Source organism: Limnoglobus sp. (assembly GCF_059499385.1).
Genome location: NZ_JCABYM010000032.1, coordinates 2,066 through 22,496, shown reverse-complemented (window position 1 = coordinate 22,496; position 20,431 = coordinate 2,066). Strand labels below are relative to the sequence as shown.

Here is a 20,431-nt window from a genome sequence, read left to right as displayed (position 1 = left end):
CGAAAACCCCGCTGGCAAGCCGGCGGCTATATAGAACCCAGCTGAGATTCGCCATGTCCTCCATCGAAAAACGCGGCGTCCCCGAGGGGCTGTGGATCAAGTGCCCGTCGTGCAAGTCCACGCTCTTCAAGAAGGACGTGGAGCGGAACCTGAACGTCTGCGACCAGTGCCAGCACCACTTCTACACGTCCGCCGCCGACCGAATCGCGCAACTGCTCGACGAGAACACGTTCGAGGAGTGGGACGCCGACCTGCAATCCGTTGACACGCTCGGGTTCGTGGACAACCAGCCGTACGGCAAGCGGCTCGTCGATCAGAAGAAGAAGACGGGGATGAACGACGCGGCCGTGACGGGTCAAGGGTTCATCCGCGGCCGCGGCGTCGTCATCGGCATCACCGACTTCGCGTTCATGGCCGGCAGCATGGGCAGCGTCGTCGGCGAGAAGCTGACGCGGGCGGCGGAGCGCGCCACGGACCTTCGCGTGCCGCTGATCTTCGTCTCCGGGTCCGGCGGCGGGGCGCGGATGCAGGAAGGCATCCTGTCGCTCATGCAGATGGCGAAGGTGTCGGCGGCGCTCGCGAAGTACGACTCGGCCGGCGGCCTGTACGTCAGCGTGCTGACGAACCCGACGATGGGCGGCGTGGCCGCGAGCTGGGCGTTCCAGGGCGACATCACGCTCGCGGAGCCGAAGGCGATGATCGGGTTCGCCGGCGCGCGGACGATCAAGAACACGATCCGGCTGGAGCTGCCGGACGGGTTCCAGACGAGCGAGTTCCTGCTGAAGCACGGGTTCGTGGACCGCATCGTCCACCGCCGCGACCTGCGGACGGAAGTGGCGCAGCTCATCGACTACTGCGACATGAAGTGATGGTGATTGGTGATTGGTGATTGGTTCTCGGACCTTGCGGGCAGGGGCGGCCCGTCCAATCACTATTCACCAATCACCAATCACGGAAATCGGGTACAATTCCTCTCACACAGACTCGTTTCGGACTCGTCACGTCGGGGGCGGCGCGTGGGCATCCTCAGCAAACTGTTCGGCGGCGGCGGCAAGAAGAAGCCGACCATGAACACGAAGGGCATGAAGCGGGTGGACTTCGCCAAGCGGTGGGACCTCCGCGGCCGGACCGGGCAGGGGAGCATGTCGAAGGTGTTCCAGGCGTACGACCGCGACCTCGGCCGGACCGTCTGCCTGAAGCTCATGGACAAGGAGAAGACGATCAAGTTCGAGGCCCGGTTCACCCAGATGGGCCTCGTGAAGCCGCAGGAGGGGGAGATTTGCATGGCCCTCCAGCACGAGAACCTCGTGCGGAGCTACGAGTTCGGCCTGACGACGAAGGGCGAGCCGTACCTGGTCATGGAGTGGATCGAGGGCCTCGGGCTGAACTACCTCGTCGAGACGAAGAACGCGCAGCTGAACGGCAACCGGATGAACTACCTGGGGCAGCTGTGCGACGGCGTGCAGTACCTGCACGACACCAAGTACCTGCACCGCGACCTGTGCCCGCGGAACGTGATGGTGGACAAGGAGGGGGTGGTGAAGCTGATCGACTTCGGGCTGACGATCCCGTACACGCCGGCGTTCTGCCAGCCGGGGAACCGGACGGGGACGGTGGACATCCTGGCCCCGGAGATCATCAAGCGGAGCCGGACGGACCACCGGGTGGACCTGTTCGCCCTCGGCGTGACGGCGTTCGAGGTCGTCACCGGCCACCTGCCGTGGGAGCGGTCGGTGTCGTCCGAGGAGAACCTCCGGCGGCGGCTGAACACCCCGGCCCGCGACCCGAAGGTCCTGGCCCCGCACATCGACGACGACCTCGCGGCCGTGCTGACGAAGTCGATCGCCCGCGACCCGGCGGAGCGGTACCCGACGGCCCGGCACTTCAAGGACGCGCTGCTGTCCGTGGGGAACCAGAAGCTGTGACCGCCGCCGCCGCGACCGCGGCCGTCTCGACCCGCAGGATCGTCGGGCCGAGGGACGCCGGCGTCCACCCCGGCGTCGCCGCCTCCTTCGCCGTGAACCCGCCCTCCGGCCCGACCGCGACCACCGTCGGCCCGGTCGCCGCCCACGCCACCGGCCCGGACGGGTGAAGGATCAGCCGCGTCGCCGGGAGGTCGGTTCGCCGCGCGAACGCCTCCCACGCCGTCGGCGGGTCGATCGCCATCAGCACGGCCCGGCCGCACTGCTTGCTCGCCTCGACCACCATCCGCTCGTACTTCTCGACCGCGTCCGCCTTCGGCCGCACGACGCTCCGGTCCGTGACCAGCGGCACGAACCGCGTCACGCCGAGTTCCGTTAGCTTCTCGATCAGGAAGTCGAGTCGGTCGCCCTTCGGCAGCGCCGACGCGACCCAGAAGGGATGACCCCGCTCGCGGTTCGCGGGGACCGGGTCGCCGACGAGGAGGGCGACGGCCTTCTTCGCGACGCCGAGGACTTCGGCCGGGTACTCGAACCCGTCGCCGTTGAAGAGCGTGACGCGGTCGCCGACGCCGACCCGGCGGACGGCCGCGAGGTGGTGGGCCTCCGGGCCGGTCAGTTGGTAGTCGCCCGGCCGCAGCGCGTCCGGGGTGTAGAAGCGGTCCGCCATGCGGTCAGGATACGACCGGCTGGGACCGCGGGCGTCCCGCCCGCCGACCTGCGAGGTATCGGGGACCGGTCTACAGCGGCTGGGAGCGAAGCGGGCGGGACGCCCGCGGTCCCAGGAACCGTCACGCGGCGTCGCGGAGCTGGCCGCCGCCGACCCGCTCCCACCGGCCGTCCCGCCAGACCATCAGCACTTCCTCGGACCCGCGCCACACGACGCAGTAGTCCCCGTGGGTACTCCGAACGCTCCACCCGTGGCGGCGGAGCAACTCGACCTTCGGCTCGTCGGCTTCGCGGAACAGGGATAGTTTCGCCATGGCAAACTCTCCGGCACGGGGCTGCGGTCATCGTGGCGGCGACCCGCCAAGGTGGGGAGAGGTAATCAGGATCGGCCGGGGCAAATTTCCGAGTTGAGGCGAATCGGAAGCGGCAGATCGGGCCGGGTTTCCCCGCCCCGCACGGCCGGCACGTCCGGCACGGTCGCCGGGTTATCGGGACAGGAGCGGGTGATTGATTGCAGGCGCGGCCCCGGTAATGCCGAGCAGCCCGACCGGGACCGGCTGCGGCGGGACCGGGGCGTCGCCGTTGACGTACTGGAACACCTGCGTCGGCAGCACGCCCGGCGGCGCGGCCTTCTCCCCCTTTTCCGCCCCGTCCTCGCTTTGCCCGATGATCGGGATCGGCGGCAGTTGCGGCAGCGCCTCCCCGGCCAGCTCCGTCCGCTGGCGGATCGACCCGGAGCTGTACGGCCCGCTGCCGAGGACCCACCGGTCCTTGTTGCGGCTCACGTCCTCGACGAGGCCGGACTGCCACACGGCCCGGCCGGTGACGCGGTTGTACGCGAACACGGCCAGCTTCGCGACGCCCTTCTGGTCGGTCCGCTTGTAGAGCGCGATCTCCGGGATGTTCGTCGGCAGCCCCGGCACGACGGCCGGCACGGACAGTTGCGGCGACCCGAAGAGGAGCGTGTGCCGGTCCGTGCCGATCGCCCCGATCCGGGCCTCGACGACGTACACGGCGTCCCGCTTCTCCTCCATGACGAGCGCCCCGTGCGCGAGCAGTTGCTGGCGGACGGAGCTGATGACGTACCCCTTGTCGATGACTTCCTTGTCGATCTGGGCCACGTCGAGGTAGACGGCCTTGCCCTTGAGGGGGGCGAAGTCGATCTGCCCGACGGCCTTGTCCACGGCCTGGGAGACGAGGAGCATTTCGGTGGCGGCGCGGGTGGTGTCCGTGGTGCGGGTGGTCCCGCACCCGGCCAGCCCGAGCGAAAGGCAAACCAGCAACCTGCGGCCCGTCATGTCGGTCGTGTCCCCCGGTACGAACGCGGGACTATACCGCCGGCGGCGGGGCGGTCAAGCGTAGGTTTCGAGGCGGACGTGGCCCATCGGGAACTCGAGAGAACTCGTTCCGACGAACGTGGCCCGGAAGGTTTCGAGCAGGTCGTGTAGGCCCAACAACAGCGGCGCGCCGGGGGAATGGGCCTCGGAGAAATGACAAAACAGGCGGTAGGTGTTGACGGGATCGGCCGCGAAGCGGACCTTCAGTTCTCCGAAGTAGACGGTGGCGTTTACCAGCCCGTTCGCCGTCAAGGTTGGGACGCGGTGCGGCTCGGTCATCGAAAACGGCAGGCTCATCGACCGCGCGAGGGTGGCGCTCATCGTCGTCGTGCTGCACCCGGTGTCGAGGCGGCACTCGGGTACGTCGCGGAAGCGACCGAATCGATCCACGGCGTCCAACACAACGCGGGTCGTCAGGATTCGTCGAATGGGGCCATCCTCCCCACGCGGCGGAATCACGAAGCGACCGTGGATCGGCAGGTGAAGGGTGGGCATCGGCTGTCAAATACCCCAAATCGGTTCCGGCGCGGCGAACGCCATGTGCTCCGTCAACGAGTACGGCATGACCTGGCACACATACGCGATCTGTTCGAGACCTACGGCCACCACGACGATGCCACGGTCGTCCCCGACGTACCCGATGTTTTGGCCGCCGTGGTGGTAGGCCAGCAGGTAAATTTCGAGTTGATCGGCGGCGACTTTCGGCACGGGTTCGGCCCCACCGAGCCGTTCGCGGAAGTAACCCATGTCGCGTTCGACAGCTTCGCGCACCTCGTCCGGGACAGGCAAGTAATCCTCCGGCTTTCGGTCGCCGCTCAGAACGCGCTTCGCCCGCTGTTGCCAATCGTCGCCCGTGCCGACCGGCGGTCGGTACGCGGGTCGGGCGGTCGCCGGACTTGTTTCAGTCGTCAGCATCGCTTCGCTTGCCATGGCCGGCCCTCGCTCCGGAAACGTACCTGCAATTGAATCTTACCCCCGGCCGCGGATAATTACCACGCACTCCTCCCACCCGCTCCCGAGGCCGCTCCCATGCTCTCCCGCCGTCGATTCCTGTCCGCGTCCGGCGCGATCCTGACGCTCCCCGCCGTCACGTACCGGGCCGCGTTCGCCGCCGACACGCCGCCGAGCGAACAGGTCCGCGTCGCCGCCGTCGGCGTCGGCAACCAGGGCAAGGGCAATCTCAAGGCGTTCCTCAAGCACGTCGTCGCCGTGTGCGAGGTGGACAAGGCCCGGCTCGCGGAGGCCGCCAAGACCGTCGAGAAGGACGGCAAGCGCACGCCCGTCGCGGAGGAGGACTACCGGAAGCTGCTCGACCGCAAGGACATCGACGCCGTCGTCCTCACGACGCCGGACCACTGGCACGCGCTGCAGACGATCCACGCCTGCGAGGCCGGCAAGGACGTGTACTGCGAGAAGCCGCTGAGCCTCGTCATCGCCGAGGGGCGGGCGATGGCGGACGCGGCCCGGAAGCACAACCGCGTCGTGCAGACCGGCAGCCAGCAGCGGTCGTCCAAGGAGTTCCGCACGGCCTGCGAACTCGTCCGCAACGGGGCCATCGGGAAGGTGACGAAGGTACTCGTCGGGCTGCCGGGGCCGAACTGGATCGACCGGGCGAAGACGCCGGTGCCGGACTCGACCCCGCCGGGAGGGCTGAACTACGACCTCTGGCTCGGGCCGGCCCCGATGCGGCCGTACAACGAAAAGCGGGTCCACTACCTGTTCCGCTTCTTCTGGGACTACTCCGGCGGCCAGCAGACGAACTTCGGCGCGCACCACCTGGACATCGCCCAGTGGGGGTTGGGCATGGACGACTCTGGCCCGACGACCATTGAAGGGAAGGCGACGTTCAACAAGGACGGGTGGTTCGAGACGCCGGAGGCGGCGACCATCACGTACACCTACGCGAGCGGCATCCCCGTCTCCTGCACGCTCGGCAAGGGCCACCCCGGCGGGACGACGTTCCAGGGCGAGAAGGGCGTCGTCCACGTCAACCGCGGCAAGATCGAGGTGACGCTGAACGGCGAGAAGGTCCCGGACCCGTACAAGCTGGCGACCGGCGACACGAAGCTGTACGTGAGCGGCAACCACCACGCCGACTGGTTGCAGTGCATCAAGACCCGCAAGCGGCCGATCTGCGACGTGGAGATCGGCCACCGGTCGGCGACGGTTTGCCACCTGGGGAACATCGCCGTCCGCACCGGACGGAAGATCGTGTGGGACCCGGCGAAGGAGGCGATCGTCGGCGACGCGGAAGCGGCGGCGATGGCGACCAAGTCCTACCGCGCCCCGTGGAAACTGGCGTAGCGTCATGGCGAGCCGAGCGGCGTAAGCCGCCGGGTGAGTGTCCAACACCCGGCGGCTTACGCCGCTCGGCTCGCCAAATTGACCGACCTACTTCCGCGGCGTCACTTCCAGGCCGAGAATCATCCCACTCTCGACCCCGTTGGAGAACACCATCCGGCTGGAGATGCCGCTGCCGGGGACTTCCCAGAACGCCTCGTAGACGACGAACACGTGCCCGTGCTTCCGGACCGTGTCCGGCCCGTCGATGCGGGTCGGCTCCCCCATGATCGCGAACACCTCGGCCTCCGTCGCCCGGCGGTCGCCGATCGTCTCCAGGAATTCGCCCATCTTCCGCTCGGACTCGTGCGGCACGTACTTCACGCCGGTCCGCGCGGCCGCCGGCAGCTCCGCGACGCCGGGGCGGGCCGCGGCCCCCGGCCCGCCGCCGACCGCCGGCTTGTCCGCCGTCAGCATCCGCATCGCGACGAACCCGACGCCGCCGAGGACGAGGACCGCGGCGGCGGCGATGACCCACGGCAGGACCGTCGGCCCCGCACTCTTTCGCCGCTTGCCCTTCTTCGCCGACCGTCGGGGTCGGTCGTCATCGTCACGGTCGCGGCTCACGGGTTCGCCCTTCGCGCATGGAGTCGGGATCAATTCTACGCCCGGCACACCGGTTGCTCGGTGGGGAAGTATTGCACTTTTTCCAGACTCGCTCCGCCTCGCCCGCCGGTGCCGCGACCCTTGCAAAAGGACGAAGCGCTATGTTGCACGCCGTCATCTCGCACTGCCCGAATTGCCCGGCCCTTCAGGACTACTTGTCGGACGTGGTGGCCGCGCTGGAAAGCCAGGAGGTCGCGGTCGAGTTGGCGGACGGAACCCGCGGCGAGTTCACGGTCGCGGTGAACGGGCGGCGGGTGGTTGCGGAGACGGTGAAGACTTTGCCGCCGGTCGCGGCCGTCCGCGACGCCGTCCGCCGGGAGCGGGTGACCGGCCGGTTCGCCCGGCCGCACACGTGGCTGTGACGGACGAAGTTACCGGTAACTTGTTCCGTGAGCGCATTTGTTCCAAATCAGATCGCCTCCGGGCCGCGCTCGCCGGTGCGGATGCGGATGGCGTCCTCCAGCGGCAGGATGAAAATCTTCCCGTCCCCGATGCGGCCGTCGGTCCCGGTGCGGGCGGCGTCCATGATGGCCGTGACCGTCGGCTCGACGAAGTCCTCGTTCACGGCGATCTGGAGCTGCACCTTGCGGAGCATGTTCACGGTCAGCTCGTGGCCGCGGTAGATTTCGGACTGCCCCTTCTGCCGGCCGAACCCCTGCACGTCCACGACGGTGAGGCGGAACACCTCGACGCGGTTGAGCGCCTCCTTCACGGCGTCGAGCTTCTCCGGCTTGATGATCGCGAGGATGAGTTTCATGAGGGGCATCTTACCGAATCAACGGGATGCCGCGGCGACAGGGTTTTCACCCCGAAGGGGTGGGCATCGCTGGGACGAATTTTTTGCCCCGAAGGGGCGGAACATGTCAGCCCAGGGCAACGCCCTGGGTGGAACGCGAATGGATCAAGCCCTGAAAGGGCGACACGGGTTGCGCTGTGCCGCCCTTTCAGGGCTTGTTGGGTTTGGGTGGGCCGATACCCAGGGCGTTGCCCTGGGCTGACATGTTCCGCCCCTTCGGGGCAAAAGCCATCGCGGGCCGGTTCGGTGTCGCGTTGATTGTGACGGCCCGCCTCGAACGGCCGTCTACTTCCCGATCACCACGTCGAACGTCACCGTGTACGGCTTCAACTCGGCCAGCTCGGAAATCGCCTTCGCGGCCCGCTCGGCGACGGCGTCGGACGCGGCGTTGAACCGCACGATCACGTTCTCCGCGCCGAGCTTCTTCACCTCGACCGCCGACACGCCGGGGCCGCACGCCAGCCGCACCCGCTCCGCCGGGGACAGTTCCTTCGTCGCCTTCGCCGATGCTTCCAACAACTTCCCGCCGGCCGGCCGGTCTGCGGACGGCACGCTCTGGCCGACCATGGCCCCCCCCGTGGCGGTGGCGGCGGTGGCGGCCGGCTCCGTGTAGCTCACCGGCTGCCACGTCGTCTCGTCGGCCGGCGGCGCGAGCTTCGGCTCGGCCGTCGGCTTCGCCGAGATCGGCCCGACCGGGCTGCGCCAGTCCGGCCCGGCCGCGGGCACGACCGGCGCGACCGACGTGTGAACCGGCAGCTCGTCCGGCGGCACGTACCGGAACGGCGGCGTCTCGGCGATCGGCGTCGCCGTCGGGGGCGACGGGAGCGGCGCGTCGGCCACCGCGACGGCCGGCGGCGGCACGGCCGGGGCCGCCTTCGGCGGCGCGGGCCGGGCCGCGTACCCCGGCGGCTCCGCGCCCGGCTCGGGGCGGAACGGGTTCGTCACCGGGACCGGGAACGCCCCCGGCGTCGCGCCGGTCATCGCGTGCCACTGGGCGGACGCCGGCGGGTAGTCCCCGGCCGGGGCGTAGGCGTTCGCCCCCGGCGTCGTCGTGCCCCACCCGTACCACCGGTACGCCGGGTTCCCCGCGTAAGCCGCCCGCCCCGTCGGGGCGTAGCCCTGGATCGGCGCGCCGACCATCACCGGCTGGCCGACGACGGGCGGCCCCACCACCATCGGCTGGCCCGGCGGCAGCTGGCCGACCCGCGGGGGCGGTTGCTGCGGCTCGCCGAGCGCCGTGCGGACCGCCTTCGCCCGGTCGTTCGTCCAGGTCGTGATCGTGCCCCACACGCCGCGGCCGTTCGGCTGCTGCGTCCGCGGGTCGAAGGTCGCGTTGATCGGGAAGCCGCCCGGCAAACCTGACACCGCGGTGTCAGCTCGGGCCGGGGCGGTCGGGTCGAAGAACGGGTCGAACGGCTGGCCGGGGCCGCTCGACACGCCGCGGGCGACGACGGCCGGGGCCGCCGCCTCGCGGACGCCGACGAGTTGCACGGCCGGCTTCTTCGGCCGCACCGCGGCCAGCGGGACCGGGTCGGCCGAAGACGGTTGCGCGGCCCCGACCCCGGAGAGGAAAACGGCAACAATTCGGCGGGCGGACTTGCGGTTCACGGTTCGGTTCCTTCCGAAGAAATCCTGGCGTCACCGGCCGGCCGGCGGCATCGGCGCGGCGGCGCGGCCGCGGTTCACGGTCCCGAGGCCGGCGACGGATTGCGCGGGTCGTTGCCCGACGAACCCGGTGCGGCTCACGTTCTGCGCGTACACGGACGAGAACCCGCCGTGCGCCGGGTACTGGTTCCCGAAGACGACCGGGTGGCTCGGCGAGTTCAGGCGGACCGGCTGGCCGCCCGGCTCGTAGGTTTGCCCGGCCGGGTCGTAAGGAATCTGCGACTGCGGGAGGAAGCCGCCGAACTGCGGGCCGACCGGTTGCTGGACCGGCGGGACCTGGCCGAACGTGTTCAGCCCGCCGGTCGGCAGGCCGGGGCGGACGCCGTAGTAGTAGTTGACGCCGGGGTTGCCGGTCCCGCGGAGGAGGTTCAAGTACGGGCTGAGCGGCTGCGTCTGGCGGTTGTAATAGTTCGGCAGGTAGTTCGGCAGCTGCGCCGCGGCCGGCGACGCGGTCAGCACGAGGGCGAGGAGGGTGGATCGCATGGTGCACCTCAGAACCTTGACTTCCGAAGTCCGGCTTCGACTTCGGAAGTCGAGCGGGACCGATGAGCGGATCGAACGGTGCAACGGCCCCGTGCAACATCGACTTCCGAAGTCGAAGCCGGACTTCGGAAGTCAGGTCGTCAGTTCCCGAACCCGGCCCCGCGGCCGGAAATCTGGTTCACCGTCGAGGCCCCCAAGAGTGTCACGCCGAGCACCCGCTCGACCGGCGACAGGAACCGGGCCAGCGCCGTGTCGATCCGCACCAGCCGCTGGGCCTTCACGTACACCCGGTCGCCGGGCATCACCTGGTAGTTCGTCGTCGTCAGCCCGTGCTGCGTGATCGCCACCCAGTCTACCGGCAAAATCTGTTCCGGCTGGCCCGCGTGCGGCGTGCGGCGGGCGACCCAAATCTGCCGCTTCGACGCGACCGGCGGCAGCCCGCCGATGTTCGCGATGGCGTCGAACACCGTCTCGCTGCCGGTGATCGGGAACGCCGTCACCTGCTCGCCGTTCCCGCCGCCGTCCGTCACCACGTAGTACCGCTTGCTGTTGTACTGTACCACGTCCAGCACCACCCGCAGCGTGTCCCGGTTGAACCCGCCGGTCCCCGGCTTCGTCGGGTCCTCCTGCCGCGCGATGTGTTCGCGGACCGCGTCCGCCGCCTGTTGCAACGTCAGCCCGGCGACCGGCACCGACCCCCAGATGCCGAGGAACACGCTGCCGTCCGGCCGGACGGAGAACTGCCCGGACACCGGCTGCACCGGCAGGCTGAACGCCTTGAGTTCCTTCGCCGCCGGCGGCTTCCCGGCCTTCGCGGCGACGGCCGCGGCGTCCGGGTCTTCCAGGATCGCGACGACCTCGACGAGCAGCTGGTCCGGCGGCTCGATGACGTAGGGCGGCAGCGTCACCTTGCTGAGTTCGCCCGGCACGTCCCCGGTCGGGACGGCGACGAGCGGCCGCCGGCCCTGGCCGTCGTGCATCGGGGCGTGCAGGCAGCCGGTCGCCGACAGGCCGACGACCAGCACCAACGCCCGGATCGAAACGCTGCCCCACGGCATGGGTGTCCCTCGCGCACGGGGAGAAATTCCGCCGTCGTCGAGTGTTATCGGCACGCGGCCGGAGAACCGTTGAAGTTTTCCCAATCGAAAAAGTCACACGTGCCGTGGAACCCGGAGCGGTAGCGACGGGGTGTGGACCGGCCCCAACACCCCGTCGCTACCGCTCCGGGTTCCACAAGACGGACAGGACCGACCCTTGCGGCCGGTGACACGGGCCTATCGGGAGGCGTGCGAACGCGGGTCGGTTCCGGAGACCACACGGGTTGCAGGAAATGAGCGGCCGCCCCGGTCGGGCGTTCGCCCAATCTTCCCCGCCCCCTCATTCGTCTCCAATTCATGACGCGGCGCACGTCCCGCCGATAATCGTCGGCCGGGAGGAACCCCAAACCGCTCGCACCCGCCGAGGGGTTCCGCCCGCGGGAAGACCAGCAGAGACACCCACCCCCGAGGACCGATTCGTGCGGAAGCTCCGTCGCAACCCCCTGACCGTCGTTCAGCTCGAGGACCGCGCCACGCCGGCGATCTTCACCGTCACCACGACCGCCGACAACGGGGACAACGCCGCCCCGACGGGCGGGTCGCTGCGGGCCGCCATCCTGGCCGCGAACGCCGCGTTCGGCGCGGACTCGATCACCTTCGACATCCCCGGCCCGAACACGCGCACGATCCTCCCGCCCGCCCCGCTCCCGGCCGTCACGGACGCCGTCACCATCGACGGGACGACCCAGCCGAACTTCGCCGGCACGCCGCTCATCCGGCTGAACGGGGCCGAGGCCGGGGCCGGGGCGAACGGGCTGAACCTCGTCAACCACACCGGCAGCACCGTCCGCGGCCTCGCCGTCGGCGGGTTCGCCGGGGCCGGCATCCGGCTGGACGCCGGCGGCCAGCACCGCGTCCAGAACAACTTCATCGGCGTGAACCCGACGGTCATCGCGGCCGAGGGGAACGGCGTCGGCGTGCTGCTCACCAACGGCACGACCCAGAGCGTCGTCGGCGAGGGGCAGACGACCCGCAACGTCATCAGCGGGAACCTCCAGCAGGGCGTCGTCTTCCAGGGCGCGGTCAAGCAGAACACGCTGGCCGGGAACCTGATCGGCGTCGCGTTCGACGGCGTCACCCCGGTCCGGAACGGGGCCGACGGCGTCCTCGTCAGCGACGGGGCGACGTTCACCACGATCGGCGGGACGGTCGCCGGGGCCGGCAACATCATCGCGGCCAACGGCCAGGCCGGCGTCCGCATCCGCGACCCGCAGACGGCCGGCACGCTCGTCTCCGGCAACCGGATCGGCCTCGACTTCGGCGGCAACCCGTCCCCCAACATCGGCAACGGCGTCCTCGTCGAGAACGCCGCCGGCACCGCCCCGGCCGGGGGGCTGACCCCGCCCGGCACGAACAACACGATCAGCACCAACACGATCCAGCGGAACGGCGGGGCCGGCGTCGCCGTCCTCGACACCAGCCGGTTCGTCCGGGTCGTCAACAACTCCATCAACCTCAACGGCGGCCTCGGGCTGGACATCGCCCCGACCGCCCAGAACGGCCTCGCCGCCCCGAACATCACGAACATCAAGGCGGACAGCATCAACGCCCTGACCGTCACCGGCACGGTCGCCGGGCAGCCGAACACCGGCTACGACGTGACGATCTACACGAACGCCGTCCAGGACCCGAGCGGGTTCGGGGAGGGGGAGACGAAGGCCGCGACCGTCACCGTCACGACGGACGCCGCCGGGAACGCGACGTTCACCGGGAACGTCCCGGCCGGCCTCACCGGGCCGTTCGTGTCGGCCACGGCGACGGCGACGACGGCCGGGGACACGTCCGCGTTCTCGTTCTCGAAGGCCCGGCCGGACCGCGGGCTGGACGCCCGGCTGGCCTTCGCCGCGGCCGGCAGCGGCGCGCCGGTCGTCACCCTGTACGACGCGGCCGGGGCCGTCGCCACGAGCGTGACGGTGTTCGACGCGAACTTCACCGGCGGCGTCCGGGTCGCGGCCGGCGACTTCAACCTCGACGGCGTGCCGGACATCGTCGCCGGGACCGGGCCGGGGATCGTCACCCGCGTCCGCGTCATCGACCCGGTCACGAAGGCCGAGTTGTTCGGCGTCCAGCCGTTCGAGACGACGTTCACCCGCGGCGTGTACGTGTCCGCCGGGGACGTGACCGGGGACGGCGTACCGGACCTCATCATCTCCCCGGACGAGGGGGGCGGCCCGCGGGTGGACGTGTACAGCGGCGTCGGGTTCGGGAAGGTCGCCAGCTTCTTCGGCATCGCCGACCCGAACTTCCGCGGCGGGGCGCGAACGGCCGTCGGGGACGTGAACAACGACGGGACCGACGACCTGGTCGTCGCCGCCGGGTTCGGCGGCGGGCCGCGGGTGGCCGTGTACGACGGCAAGTCCGTGCCCGGCAGCAACCCGCGGGTGCTGTTCAACGACTTCTTCGCGTTCGAGCCGACGCTCCGCAACGGCGCGTTCATCGCCGTCGGCGACCTGAACGACGACGGGTTCGCCGAGGTCATCGCCGGCGGCGGGCCGAGCGGCGGGCCGCGAATTTCCGCGTTCGACGGCAAGAGCCTTCTGTCGAACACCCAGTCGTTCGTGGCGAACTTCTTCGCCGGCGACTCGAAACTCCGTGGCGGCATCCGGGTCGGTGCCCGCGACCTGAACGCGGACGGCACGTTCGAGCTGATCGCCGGCGACGGGCCGGGCGGCGAGAACCGGCTGCGGGTGTACACCGGGTCGGACCTGGCCCAGGGCGGGACGGAGCCGCGGCTGAACGTGACAACCTTCAGTGGGACCGGCGGCATCTTCGTGGGATGATCGCTTGCGCCTCCGAATAAGGAGTCGTTTCAAGGCCGGGCGGCCTTGGGACCGCGGGCGTCCCGCCCGCCGACCTTCCCGGTCACGGGGACCAATCTTCACTGGCCGGGGCCGTGGCGGGCGGGACGCCCGCGGTCCCAGGTTACGGCGGCCGGCCGGGCAACCCGGTCGTCCGCTACCCCTTTCGCGACCGCTCAATCCGCGCCAGTTTGCCCCCGCGCCCGCTTGAGCAATTCCGGCAAATTAGCGGATTTTTCCCCCCGTTTCCCCGTTTCTGCGCCCGCATGTTGTTGCGGAAAAAAATTGAAGCCGATCCAATATAAGACTTGAACCGTCTGTATTTTGCTGCCCCGGTTGCCCCACTCGCCGGGCCGTTCGGCATCAGGAGACTCGCACCATGTCCGTGACCCGGTTCGTCCGCCGGCCCCGCCCGACCCTCTCGCGGCCGGCCCTCGTCGGCATCCACGCCCCGAAGCTGCGGATGGAAGCGCTGGAAGACCGGCTGACGCCCGTGTTCACCCCGGACCCGCTGTTCACGGCCGGGACGCTGCCGGCGACCGGGGCCCCGGCGAACAACAACGGGACGCCGCTGAACATCGTGACCGGGGACTTCAACGGCGACGGCCGCCAGGACTTCGCCGGGGCCGCCGCCACCGGGGCCAAGAGCTTCCCGCGGGTGGACGTGTTCCTCAGCGACCAGAAGGCCGGGTCGAACTACCTGACGAACGCCAGCTTCTCCGTCGGCGGCGGGTTCGGCAACCCGCTCGGGCTGGCCGCCGTGGACGTGACGGCCGACGGCAAGGCCGAGATCGTCTCCGTCTCGACCGCCACCGGCGCGGTCACCGTCTCCCGGCTGGAGAACACCGGGGTGTTCGTCACCCTCGCCAGCACGGTCGTGGACCTGGACAAGTCGGCCACCCCGTTCAAGGCGAACCTGAACCTCGGCGGCGTCACCGGCGGCGACTTCAACGGCGACAACAAGGGGGACTTCATCGTCACCCTCACCGGGTCGGTCAACGGCAACCAGTACGTCGTGTTGCTGAACAACGGGGACGGGAAGTCGTACACGCAGATCGAGACGCCGCTAAACACCGGCACGGCCGGGACCGACTACACGGCCCCGATCTCGGCCGACTTCGACCAGGACGGGAACCTCGACTTCGTCATGCTCCGGCGGTCCAGCGCCCTCGTCTCCGTCATGTTCGGGGACGGGGCCGGCGGGTTCTCGTTCGCCCGCAACCTGTCCGTGACCGGCCTCCCGAACGCCATCGCCGTCGGCGACTTCGACAAGAACGGCCGGCCGGACGTGGCCGTCGGCCAGTCCAACGGCAAGGTCACGGTGTTCCTCAAGGACCCGACGAGCAACACGTTCACGACCAAGCAGAACGCCGGGACGGCGCTCGGCGGGTCGATCGTCGGGATGGAGGCCGCCGACTACGACGTGGACGGTATCGACGACCTCGCGATCATCACGGCCGGGAGCACGGCCGAGGTCCTCCTCGGCCGCACCGACCTGCTGGCGACCGCGATGGTGTCGGCCAACGGCAGCCCGTTCGACCCGCTCATCGCCCCGCCGGGCGCGATCGGGAACGTGGACCTGGACGGGAACGGGAACGTCGATTTCGTCGTCGGCGTCGGGACGGCCGCCGGCCAGGTGTACACGCCGTACTTCAACCAGTCCGGCGTCGGCGGGGAGACGGTCCTCGTCCAGGACCGCGGGCTGGCCGAGTTCGGCGACACTGTCAACTACGACGTGACGATCTTCCCGCCGCCGCTCGGCGGGCCGATCCCGACCGGCACGGTCCAGTTCTTCGACGTGGTGACCGACTCGACCGGGGCGCAGACGTTCGTGTTCCTCGGCCAGGACGCCCTGGAGCCGGGGCTGGACAACCAGGGCAGCTCCGTCGCCGTCGCCGAGTTCGGGTTCGGCGGGTTCGCCGTCGCCCAGCACACCGTCCTGGCGAAGTACCTCGGGGACGGGAACTACCCGGCCAAGAACTCGAACACGGTCGCGGTGAACGTCACGAAGGCGACCACGTTCGCCGCCGTCACCCCGTCCGCGACGGCCCCGGTGTTCGGCCAGCCGGTGACGCTGACGGCCGACGTGAGCACGTTCTCCGGCCTCGTTCCGCCCGGCGACGTGGTGTTCTTCGACAACGGCAACCTGATCGGCACCGGGACCCTGGACGGGGCCGGCCGGGCGGCGATCACGATCGGCAACTTCACCATCGGCAGCCACTCGATCGTGGCCCAGTACCTCGGGTCGCCGAACTTCGCGACGACCGCCTCCGCCGGCGTCATCGTGTCCGTCACGAAGGCGAACTCCGTCACCACGCTGACGGCCAGCAGCCTGACCGGCATCTTCGGGGATGTCATCACGTTCAAGGCGAACGTGGCCATCGCCGCCCCCGGCGTCGGGACGGCGACCGGCACGGTCGAGTTCTTCGACGGGGCCACGAAGGTCGCCGTCGGGGCGGTGGACGGGGCCGGGAACGCGACCGTGAACGTCCCCGGCCTGACGGTCGGCGGGCACACGTTCACGGCCAAGTTCGTGGCCACGCCCAGCGTCTCCGCGTCCACGTCCAACGCCGTCACCGTGACCATCGCCCCGACCACGTCGATGGCCACCCTCGTCGCCACCCCGCCGACCAACGAGGTCGGCACCGGCGTCGTCCTGTCCGCGTTCGTCAACGACACCCAGACGCCGCCCCGCCCGGTCCTCGTCGGCACGGTCACGTTCACCGGCACGGACGCGAGCGGCCGGGCCATCACCGTCGGCCCGGTCCCGGTCGCCAACGGCGTCGCCGCCGCCACGATCACCGGCCTGCCGCAGGGGACCTCGACGTTCTCCGCCGCGTTCAGCGGCACCGAGTCGATCACCCCGGCCGGTACGAACGCCGTCCAGGTGCTCACCGAGCGGGCGACCCCGGCCGTGGAGATTACGAACTCGACCGGCACGACCGTCGCCGTCGTCGGCAAGGACGTGACGTTCACCGTCCAGTACACCCCGGTCAACGGGCTGACGGACGCCGTGACCGGCACGGTCACGTTCCTCGACAACGGGACGAAGGTGCTCGGCACGGCGGCGCTGGTGAACGGCCAAGCGGCCGTGACGGCCCGGCTGTCGCTCGGGGCGCACGTCATCAGCGTCTCCTACTCCGGGAACCCGACGTACAAGCCGACGACCGCCGCCACGACGTTCACCACGACGCGGGTGATCGACCCGATCGCCGTCGGCGCGGGGGCCGGCGGCAGCGACATCGTCCGGGTGTACAACCCGGACGGCACGATCTCGCAGGACCCGCTGTTCGCGTTCGGCCCGGACCACACGAGCGGCGCGCGGGTGGCGACCGGGGACGTGAACGGGGACGGCGTCCCGGACCGGATCATCGGGACCGGCCCCGGCACGCAGGCCCGCGTCCGCATCCTGGACGGGGCGACCAGCGCCCCGCTGTTCGACGCCTTCCCGTTCGAGGACTTCACCGGCGGCGTGTTCGTCGCCAGCGGGGACGTGAACGGCGACCTCCGGGCCGACTTCGTCGTCACCCCGGACCGCGGCGGCGGCCCGCGGGTCACCGTGTTCGACGGGGCGTCGATGAAGGTGCTGGCCAACTTCTTCGGCATCGACGACCCGAACTTCCGCGGCGGGGCGCGGGCGGCCCTCGGCGACATCAACAACGACCAGGTGGACGACCTCGTCGTGTCCGCCGGGTTCGGCGGCGGCCCGCGGGTGGCGGCGTTCGACGGCCGGTCGGTCCGGGTGAACGTCCCGGTGAAGCTGTTCAACGACTTCTTCGCGTTCGAGAGCACGCTCCGCAACGGCACGTTCGCGGCCGTCGGCGACGTGGACGGCGACGGGTTCGGCGACCTGATCTTCGGGGCCGGCCCCGGCGGCGGCCCGCGGGTGGTGGCGTACAGCGGCAACGACCTGCTCCGGACCGGCGGGGCGCTGTTGACGTTCAAGGCGAACTTCTTCGCCGGCGACGCGAACCAGCGGCAGGGCGTGCCGGTGGCGGCGCTGGAGTTGGACGGCGACGGCCGGGCGGACATCGTGGCCGGGTCCGGGCCGGGCGGCCGCCGGGTGACGGCGTACCTCGGGTCGCAGATTCAGGCGGCGGGGCAGCCGCCGGTCTTCCGGTCGTTCGACGCGTTCGACCAGAACTTCAACCCGCTCGGCGGCGTGTTCGTCGGGTAACGGGTTGTGGACAAGAAAGCCGCCGGGGACGACCCCGGCGGCTTTTGCGTTTCCTGGCGGAACGCCGAGCGTTACTTCTTCTCGACGATGTCGTCCTTCGTGCTCGCCACGATCGCGACGAGTTCGTCGATCTCCGCCTTCGGCACGTCGTACTTCTTCAGCGTCGCGACCAGGTGGCCGGCCAGGGCGTTGAACTCCGCCTCGGTGATCGCCATCCCCTTGTGCGACTCCTTCATGCCGCGGCCGCTGTACTTCAGCGGGCCGCCGGTCGTCGCGGACACGAGTTCCACGAGCAGCTTCTCCAGCTTCTTCACCCCGTCCGCGTCCAGCTTGTACTTGCCGTTGCGGAAGAAGTTCACCTTCTCGTCGCCGGCCGCCGCGACGACGAAGTCGTGGACGACCGCCTCGACCGCCTTCTGGCCGCCGAGCCGGTCCCACAGCGCCTTCTTCTCCGGCTTCGCGTCCGCCTCGACGATGTCCCCCTTCGTGCTCGCGACGATGCCGACGAGTTCGTCAATCTCGGCCTGCGGGACCTTGTACTTCTTCAGCGTGTCCACGAGGTGGCCGGCCAGCGCGCCGAACTCGGCCTCGGTAATCTTCATCCCCTTGTGGGACTCCTTCATGCTCCGGCCGGTGTACTTCAGCGGCCCGCCGGTCACCTGGGAGATGAGTTCGACGAGCAGTTGCTGGAGCTTGGCGACGCCGGCGTCGTCGAGCTTGTACTTGCCGTCGCGGAAGAAGTTCACCTTCGGGTCCGGGGCGGCGGCCAGGACGAAGTCCTTGACGACGGCCCGCACGGCCGGCTCGCCGCCGAGCCGGTCCCAGAGCGCCTTCTTCTTGCCGGTCACGTCCGACTGGGCGTCGTCGAGCGCCTTGCGGAGGGTGAACGCGGCGTCGGACACGGACTGCGTCTTCGCCGCGGCCAGGGCGTCCTTGATCGCCGCGGCCGTCTTCGGCCGGTAGTCGAGGACGCCCTCCAGCACCGTCAGCGCGCCCTGGTACGCCCGCAGGCACTCGGCCGGCTTGCCGGCGTTGAACAACTCGACCCCCATTTTCGTCGTTTCGTAGATTTGGCTGGCGACCTTCTTGTCCAACTCCGCGGTTTTGACGGACTCGGCCGGCTTGTCCTGGCCGACGGCGGTCCCGACGGTCAGGACAAAGATCGCCCCGACCGCCCACGTTGCCACTCGTCGCATGTGCTTGCCCCTAGAGAATTAAAGACGTGACGGACCGGTGTAAGACAGCCGGGCCAACTGTCTGTACGCCCCACCCCGGCCGGCGGATTTCTCCGTTATCCCTTTAGATAATTGCCGAACAACCCCTATTGCAAGTAAAATTGTCCCGTCGCCACTCACCCGGACGTGGTCCCTTCCCATGACACCCACCGACAGCGAAATTTTGAGCCGGATAGCCGAACGCAGTCGGACGGCGTTCGCCGAGTTCTACGACCGGTACTCGTCGCGGGTATTTGGCCTTTTATTGCACCTCCTCAGAAACCGAACGGACGCGGAGGACGTACTCCAGGAGGCGTTCTGGCAGGTGTGGCGGCAGGCCGACCGTTTCGACTCGCGACGGGCCACCGCCGAGGCGTGGGTGCTGATGATCGCCCGGTCGCGGGCGGTGGACCGGCTGCGGAAGCGGCGGGAGACGGTGACGGACACCATCCCCGAGGTCGCGACCGACAGCCAACCGGACATCGCGCTGCACCGGCAGGACGACGCGGTCCAGGTGACGGCCGCCCTCGCGGTGCTGCCGCCGGACCAGCGGGAGCCGATCCGGCTGGCGTTCTTCGAGGGGCTGACCCACGACCAGATCGCCCGCCACCTGAAGATCCCGCTGGGGACCGTGAAGACGCGCATCCGCTTAGGATTCCTCCGTCTGCGGGAGCGGTTGACGACGGGGGTGAGCCAATGAACATGCCAAACAACGACGAACTCTTCGATGTCTTCGCCGCCGACGAGTGGGACCAGCTCGACGCGACGGTGCTGGCGATGACCGCCGACATCCCGTCGGTCGAGCCGCCGCCCGCGCTCAAGCAGAACATCCTGGACCGATTGGCGAAGGCCCCGAAGGCGAACCCGACGCTGCAACAGCAGCGGGCGGCCGCGGACCAGTTGCCGGACTTGCGGTTCTCGTTCAAGGAGGAGGCCGTCTTCCAGTTCTCGCACATGCCCGGCGTGTCCGCGCGACTGTTGCACCTGGACCCGACGGCGAAGCGGTTCTCGGCGATCGTGAAGCTGGAGCCGGGCAGCCGGATTCCGCCGCACCACCACGACGGGTTGGAGGAGTGCCTGGTGCTGGAGGGGGAGCTGATCCTCGGCACGGTGCGGATGCGGGCCGGCGACTACCAGTGGGCGGAGGACGGCAGCGACCACGTCGAGCAGTGGACGGACGTGGGGGCGACGGTGCTGATCTCCGGCCCGATGTCGCTGCTGGCGGGGTGAGAAATTTTAACAACGACGCGGGGTCGTGGGGGGGGGGGGGGGGGTAACCCCCCCCCCCCCCCCCCCCCCAATTTAAAACCACCGGGGGGGAACAAAAAAA

Annotated in this window: 19 protein-coding genes; 8 read left to right on the top strand and 11 right to left on the bottom strand. The window is 69.7% G+C overall.

The window, feature by feature from the left end; genetic code table 11:
• Positions 1-53 precede the first annotated feature (53 nt).
• Both accD and AC5JJ2_RS05540 read left to right on the top strand, forming a co-directional pair.
• A complete protein-coding gene (gene accD, locus AC5JJ2_RS05545; protein WP_495856972.1) occupies positions 54-869 on the top strand; it encodes an acetyl-CoA carboxylase, carboxyltransferase subunit beta in 816 nt (271 codons plus the stop codon).
• A gap of 147 nt (positions 870-1,016) precedes the next feature.
• Positions 1,017-1,925 (top strand): serine/threonine protein kinase, encoded by a 909-nt coding sequence (locus AC5JJ2_RS05540; protein WP_495856971.1) that lies wholly within the window; start codon positions 1,017-1,019, stop codon positions 1,923-1,925.
• On the opposite strand, the gene AC5JJ2_RS05535 is transcribed toward AC5JJ2_RS05540, so the two are convergent.
• The 5 genes from AC5JJ2_RS05535 to AC5JJ2_RS05515 form a co-directional block, all read right to left on the bottom strand.
• The gene (locus AC5JJ2_RS05535) at positions 1,885-2,589 is read right to left on the bottom strand and encodes an RsmE family RNA methyltransferase (protein ID WP_495856970.1); all 705 of its coding nucleotides are present in this window, start codon (positions 2,587-2,589) and stop codon (positions 1,885-1,887) included. The two genes, AC5JJ2_RS05540 and AC5JJ2_RS05535, sit on opposite strands and share 41 nt — an antisense overlap.
• A gap of 121 nt (positions 2,590-2,710) precedes the next feature.
• Positions 2,711-2,902: a hypothetical protein gene (locus AC5JJ2_RS05530; protein ID WP_495856969.1), complete on the bottom strand. Its 192-nt coding sequence runs from the start codon at positions 2,900-2,902 to the stop codon at positions 2,711-2,713.
• A gap of 171 nt (positions 2,903-3,073) precedes the next feature.
• Positions 3,074-3,886, bottom strand: a complete 813-nt coding sequence (locus AC5JJ2_RS05525; RefSeq protein WP_495856968.1) for a DUF6655 family protein — start codon at positions 3,884-3,886, stop codon at positions 3,074-3,076.
• A 54-nt stretch (positions 3,887-3,940) separates the two neighbouring features.
• Positions 3,941-4,315, bottom strand: coding sequence for a pepsin/retropepsin-like aspartic protease family protein (locus AC5JJ2_RS05520; RefSeq protein WP_495856967.1), 375 nt, complete (start codon positions 4,313-4,315; stop codon positions 3,941-3,943).
• A gap of 111 nt (positions 4,316-4,426) precedes the next feature.
• Positions 4,427-4,855: a hypothetical protein gene (locus AC5JJ2_RS05515; RefSeq protein ID WP_495856966.1), complete on the bottom strand. Its 429-nt coding sequence runs from the start codon at positions 4,853-4,855 to the stop codon at positions 4,427-4,429.
• A 99-nt stretch (positions 4,856-4,954) separates the two neighbouring features.
• On the opposite strand from AC5JJ2_RS05515, the gene AC5JJ2_RS05510 reads away from it, so the two are divergent.
• Entirely contained in the window at positions 4,955-6,229 is a 1,275-nt protein-coding gene (locus AC5JJ2_RS05510) for a Gfo/Idh/MocA family protein (RefSeq protein WP_495856965.1), read from the top strand.
• Between the two features lie 87 nt (positions 6,230-6,316).
• Here the strand turns inward: AC5JJ2_RS05510 and AC5JJ2_RS05505 are convergent, their stop codons facing one another.
• Positions 6,317-6,832: a hypothetical protein gene (locus tag AC5JJ2_RS05505; RefSeq protein ID WP_495856964.1), complete on the bottom strand. Its 516-nt coding sequence runs from the start codon at positions 6,830-6,832 to the stop codon at positions 6,317-6,319.
• 140 nt (positions 6,833-6,972) lie between these two features.
• Here AC5JJ2_RS05505 and AC5JJ2_RS05500 point away from each other — a divergent pair, with 140 nt between their 5' ends.
• Positions 6,973-7,233, top strand: coding sequence for a hypothetical protein (locus AC5JJ2_RS05500; protein ID WP_495856963.1), 261 nt, complete (start codon positions 6,973-6,975; stop codon positions 7,231-7,233).
• Positions 7,234-7,280: 47 nt separating this feature from the next.
• On the opposite strand, the gene AC5JJ2_RS05495 is transcribed toward AC5JJ2_RS05500, so the two are convergent.
• The 4 genes from AC5JJ2_RS05495 to AC5JJ2_RS05480 all read right to left on the bottom strand — a co-directional run bounded on the left by AC5JJ2_RS05495 (position 7,281) and on the right by AC5JJ2_RS05480 (position 10,873).
• The gene (locus AC5JJ2_RS05495) at positions 7,281-7,628 is read right to left on the bottom strand and encodes a P-II family nitrogen regulator (RefSeq protein WP_495856962.1); all 348 of its coding nucleotides are present in this window, start codon (positions 7,626-7,628) and stop codon (positions 7,281-7,283) included.
• Positions 7,629-7,952: 324 nt separating this feature from the next.
• The gene (locus AC5JJ2_RS05490; RefSeq protein ID WP_495856961.1) at positions 7,953-9,275 is read right to left on the bottom strand and encodes a hypothetical protein; all 1,323 of its coding nucleotides are present in this window, start codon (positions 9,273-9,275) and stop codon (positions 7,953-7,955) included.
• A gap of 30 nt (positions 9,276-9,305) precedes the next feature.
• Entirely contained in the window at positions 9,306-9,815 is a 510-nt protein-coding gene (locus AC5JJ2_RS05485) for a hypothetical protein (RefSeq protein ID WP_495856960.1), read from the bottom strand.
• Between the two features lie 140 nt (positions 9,816-9,955).
• Positions 9,956-10,873 (bottom strand): polysaccharide biosynthesis/export family protein, encoded by a 918-nt coding sequence (locus AC5JJ2_RS05480; RefSeq protein WP_495856959.1) that lies wholly within the window; start codon positions 10,871-10,873, stop codon positions 9,956-9,958.
• A gap of 458 nt (positions 10,874-11,331) precedes the next feature.
• Between AC5JJ2_RS05480 and AC5JJ2_RS05475 the strand changes: the two genes are divergently transcribed.
• Both AC5JJ2_RS05475 and AC5JJ2_RS05470 read left to right on the top strand, forming a co-directional pair.
• Complete coding sequence (locus AC5JJ2_RS05475; RefSeq protein ID WP_495856958.1) at positions 11,332-13,692, top strand: beta strand repeat-containing protein; 2,361 nt, start codon at positions 11,332-11,334, stop codon at positions 13,690-13,692.
• 397 nt (positions 13,693-14,089) lie between these two features.
• Positions 14,090-17,887, top strand: coding sequence for an Ig-like domain repeat protein (locus tag AC5JJ2_RS05470; RefSeq protein WP_495856957.1), 3,798 nt, complete (start codon positions 14,090-14,092; stop codon positions 17,885-17,887).
• 71 nt (positions 17,888-17,958) lie between these two features.
• On the opposite strand, the gene AC5JJ2_RS05465 is transcribed toward AC5JJ2_RS05470, so the two are convergent.
• Complete coding sequence (locus tag AC5JJ2_RS05465) at positions 17,959-19,083, bottom strand: group I truncated hemoglobin (RefSeq protein ID WP_495856956.1); 1,125 nt, start codon at positions 19,081-19,083, stop codon at positions 17,959-17,961.
• 178 nt (positions 19,084-19,261) lie between these two features.
• Here AC5JJ2_RS05465 and AC5JJ2_RS05460 point away from each other — a divergent pair, with 178 nt between their 5' ends.
• Both AC5JJ2_RS05460 and AC5JJ2_RS05455 read left to right on the top strand, forming a co-directional pair.
• Positions 19,262-19,801 carry an RNA polymerase sigma factor gene (locus AC5JJ2_RS05460; RefSeq protein WP_495856955.1) on the top strand — a complete coding sequence of 180 codons (540 nt, stop codon included), beginning with the start codon at positions 19,262-19,264 and terminating at the stop codon, positions 19,799-19,801.
• Between the two features lie 2 nt (positions 19,802-19,803).
• Complete coding sequence (locus AC5JJ2_RS05455; RefSeq protein WP_495856954.1) at positions 19,804-20,331, top strand: cupin domain-containing protein; 528 nt, start codon at positions 19,804-19,806, stop codon at positions 20,329-20,331.
• Positions 20,332-20,431: the final 100 nt, after the last annotated feature.

What these genes read in the sequence shown, in the direction of transcription:
- accD (WP_495856972.1), top strand. Translation starts at nt 54, where the DNA reads ATGTCCTCCATCGAAAAACGCGGCGTCCCCGAGGGGCTGTGGATCAAG.
- AC5JJ2_RS05535 (WP_495856970.1), bottom strand. Translation starts at nt 2,589, where the DNA reads ATGGCGGACCGCTTCTACACCCCGGACGCGCTGCGGCCGGGCGACTAC.
- AC5JJ2_RS05530 (WP_495856969.1), bottom strand. Translation starts at nt 2,902, where the DNA reads ATGGCGAAACTATCCCTGTTCCGCGAAGCCGACGAGCCGAAGGTCGAG.
- AC5JJ2_RS05525 (WP_495856968.1), bottom strand. Translation starts at nt 3,886, where the DNA reads ATGACGGGCCGCAGGTTGCTGGTTTGCCTTTCGCTCGGGCTGGCCGGG.
- AC5JJ2_RS05515 (WP_495856966.1), bottom strand. Translation starts at nt 4,855, where the DNA reads ATGGCAAGCGAAGCGATGCTGACGACTGAAACAAGTCCGGCGACCGCC.
- AC5JJ2_RS05510 (WP_495856965.1), top strand. Translation starts at nt 4,955, where the DNA reads ATGCTCTCCCGCCGTCGATTCCTGTCCGCGTCCGGCGCGATCCTGACG.
- AC5JJ2_RS05500 (WP_495856963.1), top strand. Translation starts at nt 6,973, where the DNA reads ATGTTGCACGCCGTCATCTCGCACTGCCCGAATTGCCCGGCCCTTCAG.
- AC5JJ2_RS05495 (WP_495856962.1), bottom strand. Translation starts at nt 7,628, where the DNA reads ATGAAACTCATCCTCGCGATCATCAAGCCGGAGAAGCTCGACGCCGTG.
- AC5JJ2_RS05485 (WP_495856960.1), bottom strand. Translation starts at nt 9,815, where the DNA reads ATGCGATCCACCCTCCTCGCCCTCGTGCTGACCGCGTCGCCGGCCGCG.
- AC5JJ2_RS05480 (WP_495856959.1), bottom strand. Translation starts at nt 10,873, where the DNA reads ATGCCGTGGGGCAGCGTTTCGATCCGGGCGTTGGTGCTGGTCGTCGGC.
- AC5JJ2_RS05470 (WP_495856957.1), top strand. Translation starts at nt 14,090, where the DNA reads ATGTCCGTGACCCGGTTCGTCCGCCGGCCCCGCCCGACCCTCTCGCGG.
- AC5JJ2_RS05465 (WP_495856956.1), bottom strand. Translation starts at nt 19,083, where the DNA reads ATGCGACGAGTGGCAACGTGGGCGGTCGGGGCGATCTTTGTCCTGACC.
- AC5JJ2_RS05460 (WP_495856955.1), top strand. Translation starts at nt 19,262, where the DNA reads ATGACACCCACCGACAGCGAAATTTTGAGCCGGATAGCCGAACGCAGT.
- AC5JJ2_RS05455 (WP_495856954.1), top strand. Translation starts at nt 19,804, where the DNA reads ATGCCAAACAACGACGAACTCTTCGATGTCTTCGCCGCCGACGAGTGG.